18 protein-coding genes and 1 pseudogene are annotated in these 19,826 nt (G+C 65.8%); 3 read left to right on the plus strand and 16 right to left on the minus strand.

All coding sequences use genetic code 11. The features are described from left to right. Nucleotides 1-135 precede the first annotated feature (135 nt). Both AKJ09_RS10615 and AKJ09_RS10620 read right to left on the minus strand, forming a co-directional pair. Complete coding sequence (locus tag AKJ09_RS10615; protein WP_146647081.1) at nucleotides 136-1,689, minus strand: DHA2 family efflux MFS transporter permease subunit; 1,554 nt, start codon at nucleotides 1,687-1,689, stop codon at nucleotides 136-138. Beyond that, on the minus strand, nucleotides 1,686-2,801 hold the full coding sequence (locus tag AKJ09_RS10620; RefSeq protein ID WP_169927432.1) for an HlyD family secretion protein: 1,116 nt from the start codon (nucleotides 2,799-2,801) through the stop codon (nucleotides 1,686-1,688). Before AKJ09_RS10620 ends, AKJ09_RS10615 begins: the two co-directional genes overlap by 4 nt. Nucleotides 2,802-2,882: 81 nt before the next feature. On the opposite strand from AKJ09_RS10620, the gene AKJ09_RS10625 reads away from it, so the two are divergent. Next, nucleotides 2,883-3,665 carry an AraC family transcriptional regulator gene (locus tag AKJ09_RS10625; RefSeq protein ID WP_146647083.1) on the plus strand — a complete coding sequence of 261 codons (783 nt, stop codon included), beginning with the start codon at nucleotides 2,883-2,885 and terminating at the stop codon, nucleotides 3,663-3,665. Between the two features lie 271 nt (nucleotides 3,666-3,936). On the opposite strand, the gene AKJ09_RS10635 is transcribed toward AKJ09_RS10625, so the two are convergent. Continuing rightward, nucleotides 3,937-4,362: a winged helix-turn-helix transcriptional regulator gene (locus tag AKJ09_RS10635; RefSeq protein ID WP_275936617.1), complete on the minus strand. Its 426-nt coding sequence runs from the start codon at nucleotides 4,360-4,362 to the stop codon at nucleotides 3,937-3,939. Between the two features lie 188 nt (nucleotides 4,363-4,550). Between AKJ09_RS10635 and AKJ09_RS10640 the strand changes: the two are divergent. Continuing rightward, nucleotides 4,551-5,455: pseudogene (locus AKJ09_RS10640) on the plus strand (NmrA/HSCARG family protein). A 1,462-nt stretch (nucleotides 5,456-6,917) separates the two neighbouring features. On the opposite strand, the gene AKJ09_RS10650 reads toward AKJ09_RS10640, so the two are convergent. The 10 genes from AKJ09_RS10650 to AKJ09_RS10690 are packed head-to-tail and all read right to left on the minus strand — an operon-like array spanning nucleotide 6,918 to nucleotide 16,833. Next, nucleotides 6,918-8,720: an IgGFc-binding protein gene (locus AKJ09_RS10650; RefSeq protein ID WP_146647086.1), complete on the minus strand. Its 1,803-nt coding sequence runs from the start codon at nucleotides 8,718-8,720 to the stop codon at nucleotides 6,918-6,920. Nucleotides 8,721-8,732: 12 nt separating this feature from the next. Further along, nucleotides 8,733-9,173, minus strand: a complete 441-nt coding sequence (locus AKJ09_RS10655) for an RCC1 domain-containing protein (protein ID WP_146647087.1) — start codon at nucleotides 9,171-9,173, stop codon at nucleotides 8,733-8,735. After that, a complete protein-coding gene (locus AKJ09_RS10660) occupies nucleotides 9,170-10,120 on the minus strand; it encodes an RCC1 domain-containing protein (protein WP_169927433.1) in 951 nt (316 codons plus the stop codon). Before AKJ09_RS10660 ends, AKJ09_RS10655 begins: the two co-directional genes overlap by 4 nt. Further along, on the minus strand, nucleotides 10,117-11,472 hold the full coding sequence (locus AKJ09_RS52845; RefSeq protein ID WP_169927434.1) for a hypothetical protein: 1,356 nt from the start codon (nucleotides 11,470-11,472) through the stop codon (nucleotides 10,117-10,119). The genes AKJ09_RS10660 and AKJ09_RS52845 overlap by 4 nt, the downstream gene beginning before the upstream one ends. Continuing rightward, nucleotides 11,469-12,674, minus strand: coding sequence for a hypothetical protein (locus AKJ09_RS10665; RefSeq protein ID WP_146647089.1), 1,206 nt, complete (start codon nucleotides 12,672-12,674; stop codon nucleotides 11,469-11,471). Before AKJ09_RS10665 ends, AKJ09_RS52845 begins: the two co-directional genes overlap by 4 nt. Before the next feature lie 29 nt (nucleotides 12,675-12,703). After that, nucleotides 12,704-14,110 (minus strand): hypothetical protein, encoded by a 1,407-nt coding sequence (locus AKJ09_RS10670; protein WP_169927435.1) that lies wholly within the window; start codon nucleotides 14,108-14,110, stop codon nucleotides 12,704-12,706. Next, nucleotides 14,107-14,916: a hypothetical protein gene (locus tag AKJ09_RS10675; RefSeq protein ID WP_146647091.1), complete on the minus strand. Its 810-nt coding sequence runs from the start codon at nucleotides 14,914-14,916 to the stop codon at nucleotides 14,107-14,109. Before AKJ09_RS10675 ends, AKJ09_RS10670 begins: the two co-directional genes overlap by 4 nt. After that, the gene (locus AKJ09_RS10680) at nucleotides 14,913-15,503 is read right to left on the minus strand and encodes an RNA polymerase sigma factor (protein WP_205633678.1); all 591 of its coding nucleotides are present in this window, start codon (nucleotides 15,501-15,503) and stop codon (nucleotides 14,913-14,915) included. Before AKJ09_RS10680 ends, AKJ09_RS10675 begins: the two co-directional genes overlap by 4 nt. Before the next feature lie 56 nt (nucleotides 15,504-15,559). Beyond that, nucleotides 15,560-15,979, minus strand: coding sequence for a hypothetical protein (locus AKJ09_RS10685; RefSeq protein WP_146647093.1), 420 nt, complete (start codon nucleotides 15,977-15,979; stop codon nucleotides 15,560-15,562). Next, nucleotides 15,976-16,833, minus strand: a complete 858-nt coding sequence (locus tag AKJ09_RS10690; RefSeq protein WP_338035050.1) for a transposase — start codon at nucleotides 16,831-16,833, stop codon at nucleotides 15,976-15,978. Before AKJ09_RS10690 ends, AKJ09_RS10685 begins: the two co-directional genes overlap by 4 nt. A gap of 253 nt (nucleotides 16,834-17,086) precedes the next feature. Between AKJ09_RS10690 and AKJ09_RS56065 the strand changes: the two genes are divergently transcribed. After that, a complete protein-coding gene (locus AKJ09_RS56065; protein WP_146647095.1) occupies nucleotides 17,087-17,647 on the plus strand; it encodes a VOC family protein in 561 nt (186 codons plus the stop codon). Here the strand turns inward: AKJ09_RS56065 and AKJ09_RS10700 are convergent. The 3 genes from AKJ09_RS10700 to AKJ09_RS10715 form a co-directional block, all read right to left on the minus strand. Beyond that, the gene (locus AKJ09_RS10700) at nucleotides 17,529-18,293 is read right to left on the minus strand and encodes an SDR family NAD(P)-dependent oxidoreductase (protein WP_205633680.1); all 765 of its coding nucleotides are present in this window, start codon (nucleotides 18,291-18,293) and stop codon (nucleotides 17,529-17,531) included. The two genes, AKJ09_RS56065 and AKJ09_RS10700, sit on opposite strands and share 119 nt — an antisense overlap. 34 nt (nucleotides 18,294-18,327) lie before the next feature. After that, complete coding sequence (locus AKJ09_RS10705) at nucleotides 18,328-18,798, minus strand: ester cyclase (RefSeq protein WP_146647096.1); 471 nt, start codon at nucleotides 18,796-18,798, stop codon at nucleotides 18,328-18,330. A gap of 473 nt (nucleotides 18,799-19,271) precedes the next feature. Next, nucleotides 19,272-19,820, minus strand: a complete 549-nt coding sequence (locus AKJ09_RS10715; RefSeq protein WP_146655494.1) for a YceI family protein — start codon at nucleotides 19,818-19,820, stop codon at nucleotides 19,272-19,274. Between the last annotated feature and the right edge of the window lie 6 nt (nucleotides 19,821-19,826).

A 19,826-nucleotide genomic window follows, 5' to 3' on the forward strand; every position in this document is an offset into this window, starting at 1 on the left:
GACGGGCACCTCGCGGGGCGGCGCCGCGTTGCGGGCTCCTGAGCAAAGGCGGTCGCCGAGCCACCCTCGACGAGCGCGAGCAACGGCAGACCAAGAATCGACTGCGACCTCGTCATAGCTTTCTCAATGTGCCCATCAGTGACTATCGCCTGCCGTCGCCGGGGCGCCGCTTCGTCGCGCGAGGAGCACGGCCACCACGGCGGATAGCAGCGTCGCGCCGATGAGAAAGAAGCAGTCGGCGTAGGCCAGAAGGAACGCTTGCTTTCGAACGCCGCCGTCGAGCGCGCGCAGCGCCATCGCCTGCGCGGTCGCCGGGTCGAAGCCTTGCTGGACGAAGCCGCTGGCGAGCAGCTCGAGGCGCTCCCGGGTGAGTGGATTGAAGGCGGACACGGCCTCTCCGAGCCGGCTGGAGTGCAGGTGCTCGCGCTGCGTGAGGAGCCCCGACGTCAGCGCGAGCCCGATCGAGCCACCCAAGTTGCGCACCATGTTGAAGAGCCCGGACGCGCTCCCGACGCTCCGCGGTGGGATGCCCGTCATCGCAAGCGACGAGAGCGGGACCATAATCAAGGGTTGCCCGATGGCGCGGAGAGTTTGAGAGAACCGGAGCTGGTCGTAAGCGACGTCGGCGTCGAGGTGAGAATTCGCGAAAGCGCTCGCGGCAAACACCATCAAGCCCGTCGCGATGAGCACTCTGCCATCGACGAATCGCATCAGTTTCGGGATGAGCGGTATCAGGGCGAGCTGGGGCACGCCGGACCACATCACCGTCCTGCCGATTTGAAGAGCGTTGTAGCGTTGGACTTGCGCGAGATAGAGCGGCAAGACGTACCCGCTCGCGTACATTCCCAAGCCGAAACAGACGTTGATGACGCTCCCGAGCGTGAAGTTCCGCTCCTTGAAAAGGCGAAGATCGAGCAGCGGGGCGCGCGCCAACCAGAGCTCGATGACGACAAATGCGCCTAGCATCACGACGGCGATGACCGCCATGCGAGTGAGCAGCGGCGAACCGAACCAGTCGCGACGTTCGCCTTCCTCGAGGAAGACCGTGAGCGCGCTGAGCCCGAGTGCCATCGTCGCGATCCCCCACCAGTCGCCGGTGCGGAGGCGCTCGACCCGTACCGGGGCGCGCTCGAGCGTCAGCCACGACGAGGCGAGGAGCGCCGCTCCGGGCACGATGTTGATGAAAAAGATGAGAGGCCAACCGTAATTTTCGGTGAGCCAGCCGCCGACCGTTGGTCCGATCGACGGCGCGAAGGTCGCCGTGATGCTGAAGAGCGCGAAGCCCGTCGGGCGCTTCGACGGCGGGAGCTTCATCATGATGATCTGGAAGGCGAGCGGGATGAGCGCGCCTCCGCTGAGTCCCTGGAGCGCCCTGAACGTGACCATGCTCGCGAGATTCCACGCGCAGCCGCACAGCGCCGAGAAGACGAGAAAGACGCTCGCCGTGGCGAGCAAGTAGCGGCGGATGCCGAGTACCGACACGATCCAGCCCGTAAGTGGGATGATGACGATCTCGGTGGTGAGGTAGCTCGTCGAGATCCAGCTCCCCTCGTCGAGCGTCGCGCCGAGCGCGCCCGTGATGTCCTTGAGCGACGCGTTGGTGATCTGGATGTCCAGCACCGCCATGAACGCGCCGAGGAGCGCGCCGAGAACGCCGATCCAGTCGCGAAGCCCGACGCGCTCGTTCATGGGCGCACCCGCGCGGTCGCGATGACGGAGAGGCCCGGGAGCAGCCGATCCTCGAAGCCCTTCACGCTTTGAGCGTCGAGGCGGATTTTCACGGGCACGCGCTGGACGATCTTGGTGAAGTTGCCGGTGGCGTTGTCGGGCGGAAGGAGCGAGAACCTGGCACCGGTCCCCGGTGAGAAGCTCTCGATCGTGCCCGTGAAGACGTGCCCGTCCATGGCGTCGACGGAGATCTCGACGGTCTGCCCAGGGCGCATCTTCGTGAGCTGACTCTCCTTGAAGTTGGCGACGACCCAGACCTCGTCCTCGACCACGGCGAGGAGCGCTTGGCCGGGCTGAACGTGTTGGCCAACCTCGACGGACTTCTTGCCGACGCGACCGATCGTCGGCGCGGAGACGGTCGTGTAGGAGAGCTGAAGCTCCGCGTCACGGACGGCTGCTTCGGCGTGGACCTTCCTCGCCTCGGCGACCTTCAGATTCGCCTCCGCGGCGCGGAGCGCAGCGATCGAGACGGCACGCGCCGAGGTCGCGCTCGCGGAGTTCGCACGGGCGACCTCCAACTTCGCGTTGGCGTCGTCGTACTCGATCTTGGGGATCGCGTCGTCGTGCAGGAGCTGACCCGCGCGGCCGATGTCGAGCGAAGCCTTGTCCTGCTCCGCGCGCGACCGCGCGATACCCGCCGAAGCGCGCTCGATCTCCCCGTGGCTCCGGACGATCTGAGCCTGGGCTTCGACGACGGCGGCCCCGGCCGAGGCGAGCTGGGTGCGCGCCGCATCGAGCCGCACCTCGAAGTCCCGGCGATCGAGTCGGACGAGGGGCTCGTCCGTGTTGGCCCGGCGATTGTCGTCGGTGAGCACCTCGACGACGGTGCCGCTGACGCGCGCGCTCACGGCGTGGACGCGTCCTTCCAGGTAGGCGTTGTCGGTCCGCTCGAAGCGCTCGGCCCAGCGTAGGTATCGTGTCGCCCCGACGCCCAGCGCCGTGACGATGGCGGCGGTTACCGCGACACGCAGAAACGCCGTGCGAGGCAGTCGCTTCCGGGGTGAGCTCGGCGTGTCGCTCTGGGACGCGGAGTCTGGAGGATTTCCGACACTCGTGTTGTCAGTCGAGTTCATGAGTGATGCCAATCCGTTCGAGTTGTGAGCTCCCAATTTGAATTTTTGACGCTCGGCGCACCACCGATAAACTGACAACAAATGCCGAAATCCAGCCATCGCCCCGATGACCGCACGCACCGATTCGAACTGACGCATGGTTGGCGGCTACCGGCGCACCAGCATCGGCGCGGGCATCTCGTCTACGCCGCGACCGGCGTCCTCTCCATCGTCAGTAGTGCGGGAAGCTGGATCGCTCCGAGAACACGCGTGGCGTGGACTCCGGCAGGCTTCTCCCACCACCACGAAGCGCACGGTCATACCGACATGCGCATCCTCTTTCTGGATGACGCCACGGCGAAGCGGCTGCCGAAGCACCCCGCCGTGCTTGCCGTCTCGCCGCTCGTGCGCGAGGTCCTTCTCGTCCTGACGGACGACGCCGGCTCGCGCGGAGCCCAGCGCAGCAGAGTCGCTCAGCATCGACTCGCGGAGGTCGTCGTGGACGAGCTCCGCTTGGCGCCCGACCAGCCGCTGCATCTTCCAGAGCCGCGTGATGCACGCCTTCGCGCGCTGACGGCGCTGCTGCACAAGGACCCGTCGCTGAACGAGACGTTAGCCCGGTTGGGAAAGCGCATCGGTGCGAGCGAGCGGACGTTGACCCGGCTCTTTCACGACGAGGTCGGGATGAACTTCCGGCAGTGGCGCGCCCAGTTGCGGCTGCACCACGCGCTCAAGCTGCTCGCGGACGGGAGCTCCGTCACCGATACAGCGCTCGCCTGCGGGTGGAGCAACCCGACCAGCTTCATTGAAACCTTCACGTCGCTGCTCGGCGAGACGCCGGGGCGCTTCCGCTCACAACTGGCCGCGGCCGAGCGAGCGAAGTAGGTGCACGAGGAAGGTTCGCATTCAGTAGATCCGGTTTTGCCTCCCCGAATTCAAGTCGCGGCGCACGCGGGTAGAGCGTCGTGATGAAGTTCACGCGGACGTGAGTGCCTGCGAAGAGACTCCCGTTTCTCCCGAGAGGCTCATCGCACTGCGAGCCTGCGGCCCCAGCATCCGCTGCGCATCTTTGGCTCGAACGCGTCGCTGGCCGTCGCACCGTCCACGTCGGCTGCCGCCGTAGTCGCTGAGGGCAGACGAGCCGTCGGCGCGCAACTCACGGCTCGGGATTGTCGTACGCGCGCCGGCACTCCTCGACGCGGGCCAGGTTGTCCCTAATCCAAAAGTTTATGCCTTCGAGGGCACGCAGAACGCCGGCCCCCATCTCGGTAAGCTCATATTCGACTCGCGGCGGCACGTCGGGAAAATAGTGGCGCACGACGAATCCGTCGCGCTGCAGATTCCGCAACGTACGCGTCAGCATGCGTTGGGTGATCCCCACGAGCTCGCTCCTAAGCGCCGAAAACCGCAGCCGACGTCCACTCGCGACCGAGAGACGCCAGATGACCAGAACGGTCCATTTGTCGCCAAGCCGCGCGCAGATCCCGTTCGACGGATCGGGCCTGAAGTTCAGAACGCCCTTCGTCCCTCCAGCGCAGCTGTCATGGATCGATTTTTCCATACGTATCACCGTTGTGCCCAAGGCTCGAAAATGTGCCGTCTTCCAGCAGCTTCCAGGAGCCTATACCCATACCGGGGTCCCATGATCCTGTCTCGATGCGAAGGTGAACAATGAGTACTCGCGAGCGTAACGCTGCGACGCGAACGTCGGCCGTAGCCGGCCACACGAACCAATCAGCACGGCCACTGGAAAGCGTTTCCGGAGACCATGTGAGCAATGCACAACGGACGATCCTGGTCTTCGGTGCTACCGGGCGACAGGGAGGATCCGTCACCAGAGCCCTCCTGCGGGCAAGGTGGAAAGTCCGCGCGCTCGTACTCGACCCCGCAGCGGCAGAGTCGATCGCGCTTCGCGATGCGGGCGTCGAGCTCGTCCAAGGATCGCTTGCTGACACCGACGTGATCCGCGCCGCGATGAAGGACGTTCACGGTGTCTTCAGCGTATTGCCAGGTGACTTGGCCGAGGCGGACGAAGTGCGTTTCGGGTGTGCGATCGCCGATCTGGCGGTCGAGAGCGGCGTCGCGCATCTCGTCTATTCCTCGGGCGCCAGCGTCGGAGAGAAGCTAACGGGTGTGGCGCGTTTCGACGCCAAGCCTCGCATCGAGGCGCATGTTCGCGCCCTGCCGATCACCGCGACGATCGTCAGGCCCATGATCTTCATGGAGATGCTTGTGAGACCCATGTACGGACTCGACGAGGATCGGTACACCTTTTTCCTGAGGCCGGACCAATCGATGCAGCTCATCGCGGTGGAGGACATCGGAAAGTTCGTGGCCGCGCTCTTCGCCGACAGGGAGCGGTTTGGCGGGGAGACATTGAAGATCGCCAGCGACACGGTGACGGGCCGCGACCTGGAGGCCTTCTTCTCCGAAGCTGCGGGCCGTCCGATCGCGTACACGCGCTTTCCGGAGGAGGTCCTCGCGGGCAATCCCGATCTCGGGCAGATGGCCGCGAGCTTGGAGGACGGCCCCTAGCAAAACACGTCGATTTGGACGCGATGCGTGCGATCAATCCGGAGATCGTCTCGTTCCGATCCTGGCTTGCCGGGAGTGGACGCAAGGCGTTCGACGAGGCCCTCGGGGCGGGTGGCGCACGGAATCGTACCAGGACATGAGCCTGGATTCCCGGGGGATCCAAGCAGCGTGTGACCGCGGATCGACCGGCCCCGCGCGTTTGACGCGCGTAACATCCGGCGTGGTGCCGACGATCTGCACGAATGCCGGTTTAGCTGGCTCTGATGCTCCGTCACGCACCGGCGCTGGTGAGCGCGAAACCTCCTCCGAGGGAAGCCCGAGCCCCCGGCCGATGGCCTCGGCGATGGCGGGAAACGCGAGATCACGATGCTCCGAAACGAGCGTTCACGATGGCCGGAATACCCGTCGAACTGTGATGTTCACTGTCGTGGAGACGCGCCTATCGACTCTCGAGTACGTCGTCGCGCGCGCCTTCGACTCACTCAGCGCTCGGTGTCGTTCCAAAGCACGGCATCGTTCCACGTCGACGCGAGAAACCAAGGCGCGCGCCCGGGATCTAGCCCGCACTCGCCATCGGCGAGGAGCACCAGCTTCGCGCCCTGTGGGCCCACGAGGAGCGCAGACGTGTCGCTATCATCTACGACGCCGAGATCGAAGTCGCGAACTCGTGGATAATCACTCGGGGTCGAGAGCCACTTCGAGCTCCACGGTCCTCACGCTCTTGCACTCATCGTCGTCATTGAGCTCGACAACGACGTTACGCACGGCGTCGACGTACCCACTCTTATGGATCGAGACGATGTACCGACCTTCGGACAAACCTTGAGAGACGCAATTGAACGTGAAAATCGGTTCGTTCGTCGTCTTGTCCGCACGCGTTGCCGTGACCTCGGCATCGCAGATCGCCGCCCCACTCTGCGCGTCCTTGACACGAAGAATGAGCCCCGGAGTGGCGCTAAAGGCGCAGCGGCGGGTCGCACATCCCTGAAGCGGGACCGGGCCCATTGAAGCGACGAGTGCTGTGACCATCGCGGTCGTGGTGCAAGCCCCAACCATTCGCCCCATCTTCATACTTTACGACCCGTTCCCCATTAATATCGAATCGCGCACACTTCACGTGAGTTCTATTCAAACGTCTGCGGCGTCACCAGCGCACCGCCTTCCCCGCCGGCCAAGAGAACGGCCGTCGAGGCACTCACGACTTCGGCGGCTGCACACCAAGTGCGATGGTCTATTTTTGATCGCTCGCCGAGACCGCGATCGACGCTCATGACGCACCGCGCTCTTCGATTGCTCTCGTGCACCGCCGACCTTTGTCGTTCGGCTACGAAAATCGGGTCACGACATTCGACCAATCGTGCACCGGCAACCTTCGGTCAGGTCCAACGACCGGCGATCTCGTCTGCCAGGGCGGCGCCGTCTATGGCCAAATCGGTGACGGCACGACGGCACGGCGTGGAGCACGTCGCCCCTCGTCATTCGCTGACCGGCGAGCGACGTTCATGTCGCCGTCGGACGTCGCCGCACATCACCGGCTTTTTGCCGTAGTCCTCCGCGAATCCAGCCCCGCGAGCGGCGATGAATCGCGCGCTGGCGTTCGACTCAGTTCGGGAGGCGCGGGGGGATCGTGGTGAGGGCGCGGAGTCCGGCGCCGCCCGCGTATCCGTAACTCGCGGCGTCGTCCATGCCCCACACGTAGACCGCGAACGGCCCGTCGCTCGTGAGCTCGTGACGGCCATAGCCACACGAGCCGCTCCCGAACGCGACGGGCGCATGATCTTTCGTGATGCGTAGCCAGGTGTACTCGTATTCGCCGCTCGTGCCGACCGGATGGAAGTCGCCGAGCTCGCCGGCGCACGAAAGTGTCACGGGGTGGAACGTGCCGGCATTCGCGCGACGGACGACCGTGAAGCTCGTTTCGGCGAACGAGTGATCGGCGAAAAGCACGTAGTGATCGAGGAACTGGTCCGAGGGCACGAGGTTCACGAAGTCGGGATCGCCGAGGTTTCGACCGAGCTTGATCGAGCTGTAGATCTCGCCCGTCATGTATTCGGCGGCGTAGAAGGGATGCTCGGAATCCTGGCTACGGACCGAGACGATCTCGGTGCTCGTGAAGTCTGCGACCTGGCCGGCTGCGAGTCTTGTCGGGGCGCCGGTCGGCGGCGCGGGATCGTACGTGAGCTCGGTTCCGTCGACGGCACCGACCAGCCGCCACGGCACGTTCTCGTGCGTGAGGTCGTCGACCTTGTCGCCGAAGCCGCGACGGGAGCGGTACGGGACGAGCGCATACGCGTGTCCCCATTGCGCGACCGGCGCGATCTGTTGACTGAGGATGTCACACCAGCCCGTGCCGATCTCCGGCACGTTGGTGCAGCGACTGCCGCCGAAGAGGCCGATGGGTTTGCTCGTCTCGATGGCGCTTCCCGTGAGCTCCTCGTACTGCGTGAGCTGCAGGACTTCGCCCTTCTTGAGCGTCCAGCTCTGCACGAAGCCGCGCGCTGCCGGCACGACGTCGAGTCCGCCCATGACGTCGACCAAGGGCTGCATCCGAACGAGGGTGTCGTCGTCCGCGGCGACGAATTGCGTGAACGAGAGCGTCGTCTTGCCGATCGGCGCGCGCGCGTTGACGGCGAGGTACGACGTCGTCCACGACGACTCGGGCAAGAGCAGGGTCGCGGACGGAAACGCCGCTCGCGCACCACCGTACGGATACATCGCGTACGCGCTGATCGGCATGTCGGTACGAACATGGAACGCGGCGAATCGGCTCGTGCCGTGGACGACCGGATCCGTCGTCACGAGCGGCGTCACATCGGCAGGGCATGGCGAGAGCGCGTCCGCTTGGCCAGCGAGGAAGACGACCGCGACGCCACCGGGAGGAATCGGACCGTCGAGTCGCGTGTGTCGAACCTTCCCGTCCATGTCGGTCGTCACCGTGTAGAGCGACTTCGACGCGTCGAGCGCGGTGGCGCCGTACTCGACGCTGACGTTGGCAGCGACGTCCCACGTGTTCGAGAGAAGCGCCGCGAAGCAGGAGCCCGCGCTGTTCTCGATGACGTCGTCCGGCGGAACCGCCCAGAACCCGCACCCGGTCGAGCCCTTCGAGATCGACGCGGCTTCGCACGCCGAGACGCATCGTCCTTCGCCGCAACCGAGGCCGCGGTCGCACGTCTCGACGAGTTCGCCGGTGCAGCCGCTCCGCACGGACTTGAGATCGCGAGAGCATCGTGTCGTCGTGCAGCCTGCGTCGGTCGCGACGCCCGCCGATGCGTCGGAGTCGAAGGACGGCCCTCGGAGCTCGAAGCCGTCCGGAGCCGTCGAACAGCCCGCGAATCCACAGAGGAGACTGAACGAAGCCGCGATGGCGATGCCGACGTCGCGTCGACGAAATGGTTGAGTGTTCATCCGCGGTCGTCCTCAGGGTTGAAGAGGGATGGAAACCGGTGTCGGGTGCGCGTCGCCGTCACTGGTTCCGGCGCCGAGCTGTCCCCACGCGTTGCTCCCCCAGCACGCGACTTCGCCCGTCTTGAGGAGCGCGCAGACGGCCACGGTCCCGACCGATACCTGCGTGACGTAGCCCGTGACTCCGACCGCGGGTGTGAAAGCTCCGACCATCTCCACCGTAGTGCCTCCGTCCGGTGCACCGAGGCCGAGTTGACCTTGGAAGTTCATGCCCGTGCACTGAACCGTGCCGTCGGTGAGGCGGACGCAAGTGACGCTCTCGGCCACGGAGATCTGTTGCGGGAGTGCACCGTCTCGACCGTGGAGCGTGATGCGTCCGGGGAGCATCGCTCCGCCTCCTCCGAGGGCGCCGTAGTAGCCGCTTCCCCAGCAATGGAGACTTCCCGCACGCGTCACGACGCACGCGCGCTCGGCCCGACGAACGAAGTGACGTCGCTCAGCGTCGGGATCGGATACGGCGTTGGAGTCGGTGCCGAGAGCGAGGTCGGTCGCCCGAGGATCGTGTTCTGTCCGCCTTGACCCCACGACCAGAGATGCCCATCGGTCGTGAGCGCGATCGACGACGACGTGCCGACGACGTCGCGGAGGTTCGCGACGACGCCCGGTCCTCCGATGGATCCGCCGTCGAGCGCGCGAGCGAGCTCGGCGAAATCGTTCGAACCCCAACACGAGATCTTTCCGCTCTCGAGCGTGGCGCACACGAATCTACCCCGCACGCCGACGTCGACGCTTCGGGCCGGCTCTTCGAGGGCGACGCGCGTAGGCGTTGGATGCGCGTCGTTGTCGACGGTGGGAGGGTCGACGGTGAGTCCGAGTTGACCCTGGCCGTTGCTGCCCCAGCACATGACGTCGCCGTTGGAGCGGCGTGCGCACGATGTACTTCCGCGCGCCGAGATTTGCGTGACGTTCGACACGCCGACGACGCGTGAAGGCAGGAAGGACGTCGTGCCGTCCGGCCCTTCATCGGTCGTGCCGCGACCGAGTTCGCCCACCGCCTCCATGCCCCAGCACTGGACGGTTCCGTCGCTGATGAGCGCGCACGTGTGGTTGACCGCCACCGCGATCTGCGTCGCGCAAGGCGAGACGCTGCACTGCACGGGCTCGAGTCCGCCGTCGACGAGAGCCGTGACATCGACGCCGGCGTCGGTCACGGCGTCGTCCGTGTTCGCGTCCACGGTGGTGTTCGGAACGTCGGAGCTCGCATCGCTCGCGTCACTCGCATTGGGCACGTTCGCGTCGTCGATCTCGGCGGGCGACTCGTTCGCTGCGCACGCCGCGAGCCAGGCCGACGCGAGGCCGACACCGACGGCAGTGAGCCCGAAGAAGCGCATCGGGATCCTCATGGATTCACTCCTTTCGTCGGATCCAGATGAATCAGAAATCCTCGTCGCAGCATCGCTTTGCCGACGGGCTGCGTCGTGTTCGCGACGAACCAGACGTCCTTCGGTGCTCCCGAGCCCCATATCCCTCGTACGTCCGCGAGCAGCGGCGTGACGCTGCCCGCCGGCGCGATGCCGACGAACGACCACTTCGTTCCGTCCCAATGTTGGACACGTCCGTAGTTCGCGCCCATCCAGACGTCCGATGCCGAGGTTCCCCAGAACGCGTAGATCTCGGCATAGACGCCGTCCGAGTACGTGTCGTTCACGCTCGAGAAGTCCGTGCCCACGGGCGCGCCGCCGTCGTCCGGAAGGACGACGCGCACGGGATAGTTGCGGTACCCGTCGCCATACGAAAGGAGTGCGCCGAACCACGCCTGATTGGACGCCGCGCTGAATGCTGCCGTCGCGTACGTCGACGAGCCGTTCCAATCAATCTGTGCATACACGCTCGTCGGCGGTGTCACGTCCGTCCACGTGCCCGAGCCGTCGCGATGCACGATGTGACCGGCCGCACCGATCCAAACGTCGTTCGACGAGCGCCCGGTCAGCATCGGGCACGTGCCCCATCCGCCGCTCGACAGCGAAGATGCCTGCTCGTCGACGCTCCAATCCGCGACGCCCGCGTCGACCGTTCCGAAGTGCGCGATGCGTATCGCTCCGCTGTTCGTGACGATCGGTGCCCAAACGTCGTTCGGGCCCGAACCCCAAACCGGGCAATAGCGGCGAACGTTGGCAAGACCGAGTGCGCTCGGGAACGTCACCGCGGTCCACGTGAGCTTCGTGGGATCGGCGCCTTCGCCGTGCCAGAGTCCCGTCGTGCTGCTCGCCCACACGTCGTTCGGGCCGCTTGCCCAAATCGACGAAATGGCGTCACTCGCGGGCTTCGAGAAGAGAAGCTCGAGCTTCTGTCCGCGCAAGCGAAGCAAGCACGTGCTCGTCGGGCTGTTCTGCGTGTCGAGCGGACCGCAGCGACCGCCGATGTAGAGATTGCCAGATCCGTCGCTCCAGATGGCGTAGAACTGTGCTGCGCGGACCGCGGCCTCGTCGGCGGGGTCGACCTGCGCTTGCGAAAGATCGACTTGGCAGAGTCCGGCCGGACTGCACGTCGTCGGAAGTCCGGCATCGGCGTCGACGGCTCCGTCGGTGATCGCGTCGGAGGCGTCGCTCTCGACGACGACCGACGCATCACTTTTCGCGTCCGGGGCGTGTACGTCGATCGGTGCGTCGTTGTCGGTCGCGACAGCGCATGCCATGGGCCACGTCGCAGAGAGCACGAGCGTGCTCGCGACCACGATCCATCGTGCCTGTTTCATCGTGCATCTCCTTGCGCGGACGACACGGGCATGGCCAGCCGCACCACACCGCTCTCTCCGACGGCCCAAACATGATCGGCGTCGCTTCCCCATACGCCGTAGAGGTTCGGTTCTCCCGACACGAGCGCGAGCGTCCACGAGCGCCATGCCCTTCCGTCGTAGTGGAGGACCGTGCCGTGATCGCCCACGACCCAAATGTCGTCGGCGCGACTTCCCCAGATTCCGTTGAGCGTCTCGTTCGTGACCGGCGCGACGTAGTCGAGGATATTTCCCCGCGCCGCGCGGAAACGTCGAATCACGCCCGCGGTACCGACGAACCAAACGTCGTGCTCGTCGTTTCCCCATACGGCGCGCATCGGGCCGAGTGCCTGCGAGTCGAACGCCTCCGTCGTGGGAGTCTCTGCCGAGAGTTCCGTCATGCGATAGACGGCTCCTCCGTTGTTGTCGGGATCGTCGTATCCGCACGTCCAAAGCGTGTCGCCGACCCCCCACGACGCCGAGACGAACCTGCGCGGGTCGCCGGAGCGGCAGAACGTCCCGACGGACCGCCACGCGACGAGCCCCGCATCGGCTCCGCCGTCACCGCTCCCTGCATCGTCGGTCGTGGAGGATGCCGCCCAGAGCATCGAGGTCGTATCGAGGGCGTGCGCGCAGCCGCCGCCTGCCCAAACGTCTCCACCGACGGACCACAGCGAGAGGAGCAACGTGTCGAGGCCGTACATCGAGGGTGGGACGAACGCGACGTTCTCCCAGGAAGCGCTCGACGATCGTCGCCGGAAGAGCGCTCGCGAAGAACCTCCGACCCAGACGTCGCCGTTCGCGCCGAAGGCGACGGCCGACAACGTCCGATCCGTCACCGGCGACACGAGCGTCCAGCTCGTGCCGTCGAAGTGGAGGATCGTCCCGCCCGACCCGACCGCCCAAACATCGCTGGCACTCTTGCCGCGAATCGCGCGCAGCGCATGGAGCGGCGATAAAGGCGTCGCGACGGGACAAGCCGCGCTCGTCGTACAGGGATCGGCGATGTTGCCGGCGTCGCTCGCGTCGCTGGCGTCCGAACCGTCGAGAGCGCCGTCGATCTCTGCGTCGGGAATCGTCGTCAGCCCCGCGTCCGGAGGTCCGCCGGCGTCCTCATTTGCCTCCGCGCAGCTCGCGGCGGCGATGCAAAGGAGCGTGACGCCGAACACCCCCGCGATGCTCATGGTGCATCGTTTATGCGTGCACAGCGCACTCATTTGGCCACCACGCCGGCGTCGCCGGTATCGCAAGGAACCTCGAGGCACGTTCCGTTGACGCACGGTTGACCATTGGCGACGTCACACTGGTGTCCGCACCCTCCGCAGTTGAGCGGGTCGGTCGTCGTGAGGGTTTCGCACCCGTTGTCGAGGAGACCGTCGCAGTTCGCCCTGCCGGCCGCGCACTGGTACGAGCAGACGCCCTGCTTGCACGCCGCCGAGCCGGTGTCGATCGCGCCGTCGAGCCACGTCCACGGACAGTACACGCCACACCCCCCGCAGTTCCCCGGGTCGTTCAACAAGTCGACGCAGCGATCGTTGTCGGCGGACCGACGACAGAGGGCTTTGCCCGCCTCGCACGAAATGCAGCGGCGACCTTTGCCGTCCTGGAGGTTTCCGCAGACCTCGCCGGCAGCGCATTTGACTCCGCAGGCACCGCAATTGTTCGGGTCGTTCGCAGGGTTGGTTTCGCAGCCGTCCGACGCGCAGCCCTTCCTCAAGTCACCGTTGCAGTCGAGGTACCCGCTCCAGTCACAACTCAGGGCGCCGCAAGCGCCCGCGCTGCAGCCGTACATCGTATGCGGAGGCATTTGCGAGCATTGCTCGTCGCGGGGAACCTCTGGGCAGACGTTTCCGCAGGCGCCACAGTTCGCCCCGTCGCTCGAGACGTCGACGCACTGGTAACCGCAAAGGATCTGTCCGGGGGGACACTCGCATTTGCCGTCGACGCAGACCTGCGTGTACGAGCATTGCGTCCCGCACGCTCCGCAGTTGTCGTGCTCCTTTTTCAGGTCGAAGCATCGACCCGAGCAGAAGTCCGGTGCATCGGTCGGACACCCGCACTGGGCGGCGACGCAGGGGGTTCCCGCGGGGCAGACGTTTCCGCAGGCGCCGCAATTGTTGACGTCGCTCTGCACGTCGATCTCGCAGCCGTCCCCCGCGTATCCGTTGCAATCGCGGTAATACGGATACGTGCTCGTGTCGCACGTCGCAGTGCACTGGCCGCCGACGCACGCCGGGATCATCCCGTAGAAGTAGACCCAAGGATTGGACTTGGGCGTGGAAGAACCCGCGCCCTGACCACAGCTGATCCCGCATCCGCCGCAATTGTTGAAGTCGCTCGACAGATCGGTCGAACACTGCGCGCTTCCGTTGCACGTGCCGTAGGGCGCAGGGCATCCTGCGTCGCCGTTGGCCGGGCACATCGCGATCGCCGCGTCCGGTCCGCCGTCGGTCGGTTTTCCCGCATCGTCCGTCGGGACGAACGTGGGATTTTCGTTCGGTGCGGGATCGCAAAAACCCGCGTCGCAATCCGTCCCGATCGCGACGCGCGCTTTCGACCCACACGCGATCATCGTCGCGGCGACGGCACCGAACGAGAGCACGACCTTCATGTGCGTCATCGCTCGTCTCCTTCGCGGTTCGAACCGGCGCGTGGTGCGTCCTGCGAGATCACGTCGCCCGCGCATGACGTGGCGATGCGCCGAGCGAGCGGTGACGTGCTCCGCGTGCGAACGAAGACCGAAGCCTCCGTCGTCGCGCGCGTTCGTTGGCCGAGGCCGCAGAGCGCGAGGACGCGGTCGACGTCGCGTTCGTCGACGAAGAAGCCACGCGGGAACGAGCGGGAATGTTCGTCGAGCAGTTCGAGCGCCTTGTCGTACGCTCCGGCGCCGAGTGCACGGTTCGCTTCGCGCATGAGTTTCGTCTCCTTCTCGAGTGGATCGTCGCCGTCGCGCGCCGTCGTGGTGCGCAACGGCTTCGTGATGGAAGGCGCCGAGGGGAGGGCGCCTACCGGGACTGAGAGCTCCCGTTCGGGAGCCTCGTCCACGGGAGGATCGATGGGTCGTGCGGGTTCGTCGTCGTGCGGCGCCGAGGGAGCCGGAAGCGTCGAGTGCGTATCCCTCGGAGCGTCCCCGCGCGTCGACCCGCCGACGAACGAACGCACCACCATCGCGCCGACGACGACGAGCACGCCGACACCTAGGACGCCGGCCATTGGGGTGAACACACTGGCGCGTGCTTCGGGACGAGTCCCGCGCGACGCACGCGAGCCGACGGCGCCGGCGCCGGCGCCGGCGATCGGAAGCGCGGCCTCGCCTAGAATCCCGCGCAATTTGTTCCGAATGCGCTCGCGATCTCGAGCGCTCGCGGCGTATGCGTCGTCGAGCGGTGCGAGGAGGTCGCGCGCACTCGGATCTCGTTCGGTCACTTACCCCTCCATTGCTCTCGCGCCCGGTGCCGGTTCAGACCTTCTTGGATCTGTTCGCGTGCCGCCCGAAGCCGCGAACCGGCCGTCTTCACGTTGATGTCGAGAATCTCGGCGATCTCGGCGAGCGACTTTTGCTCCAGACCGGCGAGCACGAGCACCGCACGCTTTTCGACGTCGAGCCGATCGAGCAGCGTCTCGAGGAGACGCACGGTCTCGTTCACCCGTGCCGACGATTCCGGTTCGCGCGCGACCGGACCGGGAAGAGTGTCCAGGTCGTCGCCGCCGACGTTCTCGGTCCGTCCGACCAAGATCCGGCGCATCGAGCGGTGGTGATGAAGCACCGTTCGGGCCGCGATCGCGTACAGCCAGCCTCTCAGGTTGCCCGCGACGTAGTTGGGCAAGAGCTGATGGACGGCGAGGAAAATCTGCTGGACGACGTCGTCGACCTCGTTCGCTCGAACCCCCAGGCGACGCGCCGTCTGCCAAACGTAGTCGAAGTACTGTTCGTAGACGTCGACGAACGTAGGCGCGTCGGAAGCCGGCGCCTTCTCCTCCTGTATCTGTTGCACGCGGAACAGCCGTGCCACGGAAGGACCCATCTTTCCGTTCATTCCCGGCGTCCCAGGAAAATCTCAGACAAAATTCAGAAAAGATTCAGGGCTGCCGCGATCGTGAAACGAGCGCTGAACGCGCCGATGTCGTAGAGCGCCACGTCCCCCTCTCCGGTCCCGAGCACGATACGAGGCGCGTTGGGGGCAAACCCCGCGTCGAGCTGGACCGTGGTGAAGAACCATCGCCCGAGGTGTGCTTCGCCACGCAGGCTCGCCCGGACTCCGAGCCAATTGACGCTGCTCGTCGTGGCGTTGCGGATACCGACCCCCTGGCTCCGGAGGTGCTGGAGTGTACCGCCGAGACAGGCCCCGCTGCGGAGGACGTCGCCGAAGGGCGTCCAGCACGCGAACGCATCGCCGGTGATCATGGCGAAGGTCGCGCCGCCGCCAGTACGTTCCGAAAAGCGTTCGTCACGCGTTTGCCAAACGGAGCCTCCGAGACCGACGCTCACGCGCCCCAGCGAGCCCTGGACGACGCCCCGAGCCCCGCCGTCGCTCTCGGAAGCGTTCCGAAGTCGAAAAGCGTGGCAGCCCCGATGGACACATGCCGCTCATTGGCCGTGGCCGGTTCCGCGGGAATGGGCCGGTGTTCGGGCACGCGTCGAGCTCTTGCGACGGTCATTTCGTCGCTCGTCGTCGGCCCATGATCGTCGGCCGGGAGCTTCACCGACGGCGGCGGTTCATTCGCGGCCATATCGTTTTGCGACGATGGCCTGTCGAGCGCCGTCGCGATCACGAGCGCGGTCGCTTCGGCAAGGGTGAGGCAGCTCGCGGACTGGGCTTTGCGCGTCTCCTCGACCGCGCCCGTCCGAACGACGACGACGAGCTCGTAGCGATGGTCCTTCTCGATGACCTTCGCCGCGGCATGCACGGTCCGAGGTGCGTTGGTCGAGGCCTCTGCGAGCGCTCTCTCCTCGACGAACTCCGAGCTCGGACACTCCGGAGGAGCACTCCAAACGAGATCGACGGCTCGCTGCGAGGTCTCTGCGTCCGCGTGCCTTTGCGCGCAGACCACCGCGAGAGCGAACGCGGCAGCAACGAGACGACGCGACCAGGAGCGAAGCTCCAGGAGCTCGTCTCGCTCGTTCGCTGCGAGGCTGTCAGCCTTCGCGCTGCCGGCGTCCTTTTCGGCGTCTTTCACGCACGCCCGAAGCGCCGTCTCCGTCAGGTCAAGATCCGTAGCTACCTGTCGGATCGTTCGGTCCCCGACCTTGCACAGCCGAACGGCTTCGGTCTTGAATTCCGGAGTAAACGACCTCCGTGCACGTCGTGCCTGCTGCTCCGCCATCGAACACTCCCCGCGCATCTTCGCGCGTTTCGGGGTGTCCACGGAAGCGGGGGATGATCAGCATCGGCGCCGATGGTCTCCGGAGACATGGCCTGGTGTTCGAGATGCCTCGGCTCGTTGAGCCTGGCCGGACTGTCTCTAGACGACGCACGCGCGAAGCTACTGGAGCACCTCAGACGGCGCCGAAGAAGGCCGCGGCCTCCGCCCGATCGCAAAGCCGCGTCGCTACCTCCCGATCTCCATCTCGGACGCCCCCAGGGCTTCTCCGCCCATGGGAGCGCCCTTCGTCCTCGATCACGTGTTCGTCTTCGCTCGGCCCGGCGGTCCGGAAGCCTCGGCGCTTGCGGCACTCGGATTGACCGACGGCGAGGGCAAGACGCACCTCGGACAGGGCACCGCTAATCGCTGCTTCTTCTTTCAGAGCGCGTTCCTCGAGCTCATCTGGGTGCACGACGAGCAAGAAGCGCGGAGCGCGGCGATCGCGAGAACTGGCCTTTGGGAGCACTCCCAATATCGGCAAACGGGCGCGTGTCCGTTCGGGATTTGTCTGCGCGCCGCGGAGCCTGAAAACTCCGCGCCTCCGTTCGAGACGTGGGGCGATCGCCCGCCCCACGTCCCGACGGGCTCCGAGATTCCGGTCGCCGTCGCCGCTTCGTTCGCGGAGCGCTCGCGGGCCACTCGAAGCTGGAGAGCCGCGGTCTCGCCGTCGCTGGTCAAAGACGTGCGACGCCTCCGTCGACGGCGAGGGTCTGTCCGGTCACGAAGCTCGCGCCATCCGAAGTCAGGAACGAGACGGCGCTCATCAGGTCCTCCGGCGTACCGGTCCGCTTGATCGCCTGGGCTGCGAGCACCTTGTCGAAGAGCCCCAGTTCGTGTTGGCGGCCTGCGAGTGTTCCTGGGGTTCGGACCATACCAGGCGCGATCACATTGACGGTAACGCCGAATTCACCGATCTCTGCTGCAAGACTGCGTGCAAAGCCAATCACGCCGCCCTTGCTGGCCGCATAGGCGACCAGCCCTGGCGGTCCGGTGTGGAACGCCGTCGATGCCACGAGCACGATCCGTCCCCAGCCCTTCGCCTTCATTCCTGGGAGGAAGGCATGGGTGAGGTGGAAGGCGGAGTCGAGGTTGACGCCCATGACCTTCCGCCACGTCGACCAGTCGGTCTCCTCGAACGCGACAACGGGGTAGATGCCCGCGTTGTGGACGAGAATGTCAGCGCCTCCGAAGCGGTCGGCAACGGCCCGGGCGAAGCGCGCGACGCTGTCCGGGTCCGCGACGTCCGTCGGTACGGCGAACGCTGCGCCACCGGCGTCCTCGATCAGCCGCACGGTCTGCTCGGCAGGGCCGAGGTCGGCGATGGCGACGGCGTGGCCGTCCGCCGCCAGGCGCAGCGCATAGGCCTGACCGATGCCGGCGGCGGCCCCCGTCACGACGGCGACCCTGCGGTGCGCCTCGTGCATTGTCGTGGAAGTCATCCCTCTCCTCCTTCGATTGTGCTGTACCGGCGGCTCACTGGTGGGCGACAGGCGCGGCGCGACCACTGGTCGGCGTCTCGCCACTGATCTCCTGGAGGAACTTGCCAAAGTTGCCGTCGGACCAGTGCTCGACCGATTGGCCACCGACGACGCGGTCGATGGAGATGCCGCTGAGGGAGACCTCGCGGCCAGACGCCGGGATGCCCAGGATCGTCCCCGTATGCACGCCTCCGAAGCGCCAGCGGGTGACGACCTTCTCGCCCTCCGCGAACTGGTCGAGGATCTCCAGCTTGTATCCCGAGAGAGATTTGGTGAGCTCGATGTCGCCGTCGATCCAGGCACCGCGCTGGTTCGGACCGTCGAACCCGTGGAGCACGACGTCCTTCGAGATGTACCGGTCGAAGCCACCGGCCAGGTCGCCGTTGTAGCTAGTGTAGAAGGCTGCGGCGACCTCCTTCGGTGACAGGCGCGCCTGGGCCTCCTCGGTAGTGCGGTTGATAGCCATGTTCTTGCTCCTTCCTGATGCGATCGAGCCCGGTCGGGCCGACTCATTGACATTTATTGTTAATGGGTCAATTCGACATTCGAGCGTCAATCCGAACTGTGCATACTGGGCATGCAGACTTTTCGTGTTCGACCGTGTCGTATGGATATCGACGTGGGCATTGAATTGTTCCTGTTGATGGGAACGAAGTCGCGAGCGTGCCTCATGCCCAGATCTCAACGCTTCAGCGTGCCGTTTTCGCGTAGCTCCTGACCGAGACGTTGAATTTCGGCCTCACCGCGGCGGAGAGCCTTGGCGCTCGTGTGGACCGAGTAGTGGCCCAGCACGAGTTCGTGCGGGTGCTTGCGCGCCGAGCCGAGCCGATGACGAAGCGTGTGGCGCCTTTGGCGACGAAGTCGATCGGTGAGGTCCCCTCGGAGAAGACGACGACCTCTCCGCTCGAGAGTGGGTTTGGTTCGATCCGGCGCACGCGCTCAGGCGGCGCTGTGCGCGGCGCCCCTGACGCCTTGGACATCGAGATCGATATCGACGCGATCGCCCACGAGGATCCCACCTGTCTCGAGCATCTGGTTCCAGGTGAGGCCGAAGTCCTTTCGATCGATCGACGTCTTGGCGACGAATCCGACGCGCTCGTTGCCCCACGGGTCCTTACCGTGACCGCCGTACTCGACGTCGAGCGAGACCTCGCGCGTCACGTCGCGGATCGTGAGATCGCCGATGACGCGGTGGCGCGTGTCGTCGACTCGCTCGATGCGCTTGCTGCGAAAACGGAGCTCGGGAAATTTTTCTACGTCGAAGAAGTCCGGAGAGCGCAGGTGCGTATCGCGATCGGCCACGCCGGTGTCGATGCTCGAAGCGTCGATGGTTACGTCCACGAACGAACGCGTGATGTCGCCGTCGTCGAGGCGGAACGTGCCCGAGTACTTCTCGAAGCGGCCTCGAACCTTCGAGACCACCATGTGGCGGACCGAGAAGTGGATCCCCGTGTGGGCGGTGTCGATGTTCCAGTCGTTGTGACCCATGAGAAT

This window comes from Labilithrix luteola, from assembly GCF_001263205.1.
Taxonomy (GTDB): domain Bacteria; phylum Myxococcota_A; class Polyangia; order Polyangiales; family Polyangiaceae; genus Labilithrix; species Labilithrix luteola.